Source organism: Stenotrophomonas sp. STEN018 (assembly GCF_056760235.1).
In genome coordinates this window covers 1-8,043 of record NZ_JBRREK010000100.1, presented here as the reverse complement: position 1 = coordinate 8,043, position 8,043 = coordinate 1, and the positions used below count along the sequence as shown (strand labels likewise).

General features: G+C 65.3%; 5 protein-coding genes. 1 reads left to right on the top strand and 4 read right to left on the bottom strand.

The genetic code is table 11. The features are described from left to right. Window positions 1-162: 162 nt before the first annotated feature. From sppA to ACVOMB_RS20360, 4 genes are all read right to left on the bottom strand, one after another. The gene (sppA, locus tag ACVOMB_RS20375; RefSeq protein ID WP_481532850.1) at window positions 163-2,070 is read right to left on the bottom strand and encodes a signal peptide peptidase SppA; all 1,908 of its coding nucleotides are present in this window, start codon (window positions 2,068-2,070) and stop codon (window positions 163-165) included. A 70-nt stretch (window positions 2,071-2,140) separates the two neighbouring features. Continuing rightward, entirely contained in the window at window positions 2,141-3,505 is a 1,365-nt protein-coding gene (locus ACVOMB_RS20370) for an MATE family efflux transporter (RefSeq protein WP_481532849.1), read from the bottom strand. A gap of 139 nt (window positions 3,506-3,644) precedes the next feature. Next, complete coding sequence (locus tag ACVOMB_RS20365; RefSeq protein ID WP_481532848.1) at window positions 3,645-4,211, bottom strand: DUF3106 domain-containing protein; 567 nt, start codon at window positions 4,209-4,211, stop codon at window positions 3,645-3,647. Next, window positions 4,198-5,217: a hypothetical protein gene (locus tag ACVOMB_RS20360; protein WP_481532847.1), complete on the bottom strand. Its 1,020-nt coding sequence runs from the start codon at window positions 5,215-5,217 to the stop codon at window positions 4,198-4,200. Before ACVOMB_RS20360 ends, ACVOMB_RS20365 begins: the two co-directional genes overlap by 14 nt. Before the next feature lie 421 nt (window positions 5,218-5,638). On the opposite strand from ACVOMB_RS20360, the gene ACVOMB_RS20355 reads away from it, so the two are divergent. After that, entirely contained in the window at window positions 5,639-7,834 is a 2,196-nt protein-coding gene (locus tag ACVOMB_RS20355) for a primosomal protein N' (RefSeq protein WP_481532846.1), read from the top strand. Window positions 7,835-8,043 lie beyond the last annotated feature (209 nt).

Genomic DNA, 8,043 nt, shown 5'->3' with positions numbered 1-8,043 from the left:
ATGCTCGGCAATGGGCTTTACCGGTAACGCCTCTGCCGAGCATGGCTCGGCACTACACGGGCATTGCTTGGAAAGCCTCTGCCGAGCATGGCTCGGCACTACATGCACAAACAACAACGCCGCCCTTGGGCGGCGTTGTCACTACACATCAAGCGAGCTCGCTTACAAACCGCAGAAGCAATACGCCAGCGACTTCACCGGGGCACCATTGCGGTCCTTCACTGCGTCTTCAACGAAGCGCAGCTGGGTGTCCAGTTCCGGCATCTGCTTGGCAATCAGCATGCGTGCGACGCCCGAGTCGGCCAGCATCCAGGCGCCGGCGCGGCTGCCGGCAAAGCCGGTCATGAACTGCGCGAACGGAGTGGCTGCCTTCTCGATGTAACGCACGCGGAACTTGTCGCTTTCACCAAGCTTGGCGCGCTGCGCGGCATCGGCAACGGCCGCCTTCAAACCACCGAAGGCATCGACCAGACCGCGCTCCTTGGCCTGCGCACCGCTCCACACGCGGCCGCGTGCAACTTCATCCACCGCTTCAACCGGCTTGTTGCGTGCCGCTGCGACCTTGCCGGTGAAGTCGGCGTAGCCCTTGTTGATCACCGACTGGATCACCTGGCCCACGGCCGGGTCCATCGGCCGGGTCACATCGAACGCGCCAGCAAAACGGGTGGTGCCGACACCGTCGGTGTGCACGCCGATCTTGTCCAGGCTGCGGGCGAAGTTCGGGATCATGCCGAAGATGCCGATCGAGCCGGTGATGGTGGATTCGTCGGCATAGATGCGGTCGGCGTTCATGCTGATCCAGTAACCACCGGATGCGGCCATGTCACCCATCGACACCACCACCGGCTTGCCGGCGGCCTTGAGCGCTTCCACTTCACGACGGATCTGCTCGGAAGCGAATACTTCACCACCCGGCGAATCCACACGCAGCACCACCGCCTTCACGTCGTCGTCGTCGCGTGCCTCGCGCAACAGCGCCGAGGTCGAGACGCCGCCGATGCGACCGGCCGGCAGGTCACCGCCGCCGATTTCGCCTTCGGCCACCACCACCGCCACCTGCGGACGCGAATCCATCGGCGAACGGCGTGCGTCGAGCTGGGTCAGGTAGTCGCCCAAGCCGATCTGGCGGTAGCCACCGTCAGCATCGCCGTCGGCCACGCCGCGCTCGGTGAGCAGGGCGTCCACTTCTTCACGGGTCTTCAGGCCATCCACCAGCTTCTGCTGCAGGGCGAAACGGGCCAGGTCGCCTTCGGCGGCGGCAACGCCTTCCGGCAGGGTGTCGATGCCCGCGGCCAGCTGCGCGGCGTCGAGCTTGCGTGCCTTGGCGATGTCGCCGAGGTAGCGCTGCCACACGTCGTTCATCCAGAACAGATCGGCTTCCTTGGCCTGCGGCGAGGCGGCGTCGAGCACGTAAGGCTCAGCAGCAGACTTGAACTCGCCCACCTTGAACAGGTGCACGTCCACGCCCAGCTTGTCCTGCAGACCGCTGCGGAAGTACTGGCGATAGCGGCCCAGGCCTTCCAGCAACAGACCGCCCATCGGGTCCAGATAGACCTCATCGGCCTGCGCGGCCAACAGGTACTGCGACTGGCCCATGTTCTCGCTGAAGGCCACGACCTGCTTGTTGGCAGCACGCAGGTCCTGCAACGCAGCAGTCACTTCACGCATCGAGGCGAAGCCGCTGGGCTGCAGCTTGTCCAGCTGCAGCACCACGCGGTTGATCTTCTTGTCGTCCTTGGCCGCTTCGATGGCGCGGATCAGATCGCGCAGCTGCAGCTCTTCGGCATTGGTTTCACCCAGCGCCTTGCCCAGCGCGCGGCTGAGCGGGTCGGTGCTGTACTGCTCGACCAGCCGGCCTTCCGGAGCGATCACCAAGGTGGTGCCTTCCTGCAGCGCCGGCGCCGACGAAGCGCCCTTGCCCACCGCGACCATCAAGACGATCAGGATCAGGAACAACAAGCCGAAGAACAGCAGGTTGAGGATCAACCGCCGGGTAAAGTTCATCACGTCCCAAATGCCGATGAAGAAACTGGCAACGGGATTACGGCGTGGCACAGGGGGGGGATTCATGGACGCTCCGATTGGGGCTGGTTGCAAGTCAGGATACGCATAACCGGAGGCCACCGGCATGGCCTTTAAGTCAGGGGGCAGCCTGGGCGATATGCCGGTTGCTGCTGACCCGCAGCCGCCAACCCAACAGCACCGCTGCCACGGTCAAACCAATGATCAGGCCAATCCACATGCCCTGCGGCCCCCAGCCCAGGCCCAGTCCGAGCCCGGCGCCGACCGGCATGCCCACGCCCCAGTAGGCGAACATGGCAATGAACATCGGCACGCGGGTGTCCTTGAGCCCACGCAGGGCACCAGCGGACAGCACTTGGATGCCGTCGGGGATCTGGAAGGTGGCCGCGTACAACAACAAGGTGGAGGCCAACGCAGCCACCGCCAGGTCGTCGGTATACAAGCCAACCACCGCGTCATGGCCCAGCAGCAAGGCGGTGATCGACACCATCTGGGTCACCAGCACGATGGCATACCCGGCCCAGGTTGCCCGGCGCACACCCAGCGGATCGTTGCTGCCCACGGCATGGCCGACACGCACGGTGGTGGCCTCAGCCACGCCCATCGGGATCATGAAGCACAGCTGCGCCACGTTGATCGCGATCTGGTGCGCACTGGCCTCGGTGGCACCGATGCGGCCAATCAGCAGCGCGGTGATGATGAACAAACCACCCTCCATCAGCACGGTGATGCCAATCGGCAGGCCAGTGCGAAGGAGGTCCCAGATCGCACGCGGACGCGGCAGTTCAAAGTGGCTGAACAGCTGCAGGTGGGCGAAGCGCTTGGTGGTCCACAGGTAGGTGGCGAAGGCGATGGCCTGCACCCACATGGTCACCGAGGAAGCGATGCCCAAGCCTTCGGCCCCCATCTCGGGGAAGCCGAACTTGCCGTTGCACAGTGCATAGCCCAAGGGCCCGAGCACCAGCAGGCCACCGAAACCGATCAGCATGGTCGGCAGTGTCCAGTGCATGCCTTCACTGAGGTAGCGCATGCAGAAGTACAGGGTCAGCGCAGGCACGCCCCAGCGGATGGCATGCAGGAAGTCGGTGGCACCTGGCACGATTTCAGGGGCGATACCGAACGCTGGAAGGAACGCAGGCACCACGCTCAGGAACAGGAACATCAACGCGCTCAAACCCACGCCCAGCCACAGTGCCTGGCGGAACAAAGGGCCGATTTCGCGGTCACGGCCAGCGCCGTGCAGCTGCGATACCGACGCGGTAAGCGAGATCAAGGTGCCGATCGGCACCAGCATCGGCAGCCATAGCAAGGCCGTACCGATGCTGACCGCAGCAAAGGTATCGGTGCCATGGTGGCCAGCGATGGTGTTGTCGACGAAAGCAATCAGACCGGTGGAAACGTGGCCCAGCACCAGAGGCAGGGCAAGCAGACCGGTCGTCCGCACTTCTTGCATGAAGCGCGGCGTGGCGGGAGACATGGACATAAACAAAGAAGACGCAGACTGCGGCCGGCGCAGGAAGCGCACAGATGCCGGGTCGCGGGCCGCCTATTCTAGCGTGGCGAGGCAGTTACGGCCCCGCACCGCGGATGAACGGGCGGAGCGGCGGCGCACAGCGAGGCACTTAGTGCCCCACTTTCTCGCGCAGCCAGGCATCACGCTGCGCCGGTGCCAAGGCCAGCAACTGGGTACGCAGTTCTTCACGCTGCTGCGGCGGGGTGCGCTGCGAAATCAGGCTCAGCTGTTCCAGCTGGGCGGCATCGAGTTGCCGCAGCAGGGCGATCACCGGCTCGCGCTCGGCGGCCGGCAGGAAGCCCAGCAAGGGCTGCAGGCGCGGATACAACACCCCCAGCTGCGGGCCCAGCAACCAACCATCGCGATGCATCTGGTCGATAGCCATATAGCGCGCACGCAGGGCTTGGCGCTGCGCGTCCGGCAATGCCGCGATTGCTGCCGCTGCCTGGCGGATGCGTTGTTGTTCACCGGCCGGCAGTGCCTGCCAGGTTGCATAGCGGCTGCGAACCTCGCGCTTCTGCTCCGGGCTCATCGAGGCCCAGGCACTTTGCGTGCTGACGACGATGTTGGTGACGGGGCTGGGCGGCAGCACTGGCACGGCGGTCGGTGCGGCAGCATGCAAGGGCAGCGCCACGATCAGCACCAGCCAGACCAAGCCGAACTTACTCATCCGCATCGCTCGTCTCCAGCGCAGCACCGACCGGTTCCGGACGGCTGGGCTGCGGTTGTGATTCATCCACCGGGATCGGGCCACCGGCTGCATACCAGGCATGGAAATCGGCATCACGGGCCGTGTCCAACGCAGGATCGGCCAACATGGCTGCATCGGCGGCCGCATGCGGGTCTGCGCCCGGTCCGGCCGGGGTGCTGTCGTCGGGCAGCGATTCCACCTGCACCGGACCATTGTCGGCCAGCCCATTGCCGCCATTCGGGTCGGCGCTCACTGCCGTATGCGAACGCCACCACCACAACGCCACCACTGCCAGCAGCAACAGCGGCAGGCACAGCAGCAGCCAGGTGCGCAGCGTCCACGGCTTGGACTGCTTGCGCCGCGGTGCGGGCTTGCGGCGACGGCCGTCTTCCACGCGCGGGTTGCTGCTTGCAGTAGCGGCTGGAGCGGAGGCGGCAGGCAAGGCACCGGTAATGACCGATTCGCGCAGCTGTTCGAGCTGCTGCAGGCGCGGCGGCGACAGGTCGCGGATCAGCGCCTGCACCTGCTCGGCCAAAGCGCGCCAGCTGGCAGCATCCGGGCGACCACCGGCATCCAGCGGGCAGGCACCAGCCAAGGCTTGCCGATAGGCATTGGCGTCCACACCCAGCACCGCCGAGGCGGGCGCTTCGTCCAGGCCGGCACCAATCCGCAGCAGCAGCGCCAGGCGCTCGCCCGCTGCCAGCGTGCCCATATGGGCGAAAGCTGGCTCCCAGTTGCCCGGGCTGGTTGGCTTCAGCAACTGCGGGGTACTGCACAGCAGGCCCCAGAAGCGGGCCGGCCATTCGACCATCAGCAGCTGCGCGGCATGCCCGGCAAAGGCACGCATGGCCACGGCCACCGCACGCTCGCCGACGGCGGCATCGCCGGCCTGCAATTCAGCAACTACCAGGGCGCGGCGTTCCACCCCGCGCAAAAAGGCGGACAGAGCATTGGCTGCGGCCGGCGAAAGAGGGGCTGGTGCAGCCATCATGTGAACTCCGTCATGCCGTGATGATACCGAGCGCACACCCTGCTGCCGACGCCCCAGGCCATCACCGGACCGATTCTGCAAGCCCCTGCAGCAACTTGTGCACAGCGTCAATACGCTATGACAAGCGACTCAAGCAAGCCGCCGTGAGACTGTATTTCTTTTTTGTTTCACGGATAACCTGTTGATTTATATTGAATATTTCATGTGGCTATTTTTTGACCAAGTTGACCCAAAGGCTTGCTCCATCGCCCTGAACGCGTGGAGCACATTACTCACCCACAGAGTTATCCACAGGAAGTGTGGATAACAATAAATCTCCAAGCGCAGCCAGCGTTTACGCCGCATTTATGCAGGACTTCACAGCATCTGGACGCGGGTGAATGGCGGCAGCCAAACCTCCGCCTACGGCTAAACTTGGTCCATGCCTGCCTGCCCCACTCTGCGCCTCGCCCTGCCGGTGCCCCTGCCACAGCTGTTCGACTACCTGCCCCCGGCCGGCGCCCCCGCGCCCGAGGCCAGCGATGTGGGACGTCGGTTGCGGGTGCCATTCGGTCCGCGCGAGCTGGTCGGGGTGGTCGAGGCCATCGGCCACAGCGATGACCCGGCGGCCTTGCGCCCGGCCCTGCAATGGCTGGATGAGGCCGCGCTGCTGCAGGGCGAACTCAGCGCCTCGCTGCGCTGGCTGTCACGCTATACCCACGCCCCGCTGGGCGAGGTGATCGCCACCGCGCTGCCCGCACCGCTGCGACGCGGCGAGCCGCTGCCCGACACCCACGGCTGGGCCTGGGAACTGACCGAGGCCGGTCGCGCCGGGTATGACCGCCTGCGCAGCGGTACCCGCCCGCAACGTCTGGCCACGCTGCTGCTGGAAGCTGCGGTCAATGAAGACCTGCTGGACGATCAGCTTGAAGACTGGCGCAGTGCCGCCCGCGCGCTGCTCAAGCGCGAGCACGCGCAGCGCATCGAAGTGGCGGCAGTGATTCCGCAGCCACGTATCGTCGCCGGCCCGGTACCGAACCCGCAGCAGCAAGACGCGATCGACGCACTGCAGGCGGCCGAGGGCTTCCAGCCCTTCCTGCTCGACGGCGTTACCGGCAGCGGCAAGACCGAGGTCTACCTGCAGGCGATCTGCCATTGCCTGCGGCAAGGCAAGCAGGCGCTGGTGCTGGTACCGGAAATCGGCCTGACCCCGCAGACCCTGCAGCGCTTCCGCAGCCGCTTGGGGATTCCCGTACATGCGCTGCACTCGGGCTTGAACGACAACGAACGTGCACGCGTGTGGGCAGCCGCCTCGCGCGGCGAAGCGCGGGTGATCGTCGGCACCCGCTCGGCGATTTTCACGCCACTGCCGCAGGCTGGCTTGATCGTGATCGACGAGGAGCACGATGGCAGCTACAAACAGCAGGACGGCATCCGCTACCACGCGCGTGATTTCGCCATGGTCCGCGGCAAGGCATTGAACGTGCCAGTGGTACTGGGAAGCGCAACGCCATCACTGGAATCCCTGCACAACGCACGCAGCGGTCGCTACACACATCTGCGTCTGCAGCAGCGTGCCGGCGACGCCAAGCCGCCGGGCGTGCGCGTATTCGACGTGCGCAAGCGACCGCTGCAGGATGGTTTGTCACCGGAAGTGCTGGTCGGCATCGAGCAGCAGCTGAAAGCCGGCAGCCAGGTATTGGTGTTCAAGAACCGCCGCGGCTATGCGCCGGTGCTGCTCTGCCATGACTGCGGCTGGACCGCACCGTGCAAACGCTGCAGCACACCACTGCACAAGACACCGATGACCGTGCACGGCGGCGGCCGACGGCTGCAGTGCCATCACTGCGGCGCGCGCCAATCGGTGCCACTGGCCTGCCCGGATTGCGCCAGCCTTGCCCTGCAACCGCAGGGCATTGGTACCGAGCGCCTGGAAGAACGCCTGCTGCAGTTGTTTCCGGACTATCCGGTGCTGCGCATCGACCGCAGCACCACCAGTCGCCGCGATGCGCTGGAGCAGACGCTGGCAACCCTCGGCGATCAACCCGGCATCCTGGTTGGCACGCAGATTCTGGCCAAAGGCCATGACCTGCCGAAGCTGACCTTGGTGGTGGTAGTCGGCATCGATGAAGGCCTGTTCTCGTCCGACTTCCGTGCCAGTGAAAAACTGGCCCAGCAGTTGATCCAGGTCGCCGGCCGCGCCGGTCGAGCCGAGCGCCCCGGCGAGGTCTGGCTGCAGACCCATCATCCGGACAACGCCTTGCTGCACACCTTGGTCAACGGCGGTTACCACGCCTTTGCCGAAGCCGAACTGCTGCAGCGCGAAGCGGCCGGATTTCCACCGTTCGCGCATATGGCCATGCTGCGTGCCGAAGCCAAGCAGGTGGAGCAGGCCAATGAATTCCTTGCTGCGCTCAAGCACCTGCTTCCCAGACAGAACGACGTCGAACGCTTTGGACCGATGCCGGCACCGATGCCGCGCCGTGCCGGTTTCCAGCGCACACAGCTGTTGCTGTCAGCCGAGCAGCGGCGACCGTTGCATGCGGCGCTGGATGGCTTGATGGCGCAGGCCTATGGTCTGCCGCAGGCGCGCCGCGTGCGCTGGTCGCTGGATGTGGACCCGATGGATCTGTACTGAGTGCTGTTGGAGTTTGTAGGAGCGGCGTAAGCCGCGAAGCTGAAAATGCCTGCGATCCCGGTAGAGCCGAGCCATGCTCGGCTGAAGCCTTACCGGTAGAGCCTCTGCCGAGCAAGGCTCGGCACGACGGGCAGGCGATCGCGGGTAACGGGAAAAATAGGCAATATGGCCGGTGAACAGCAGCGGGTTTGCACCGCCAAGATTGGTCA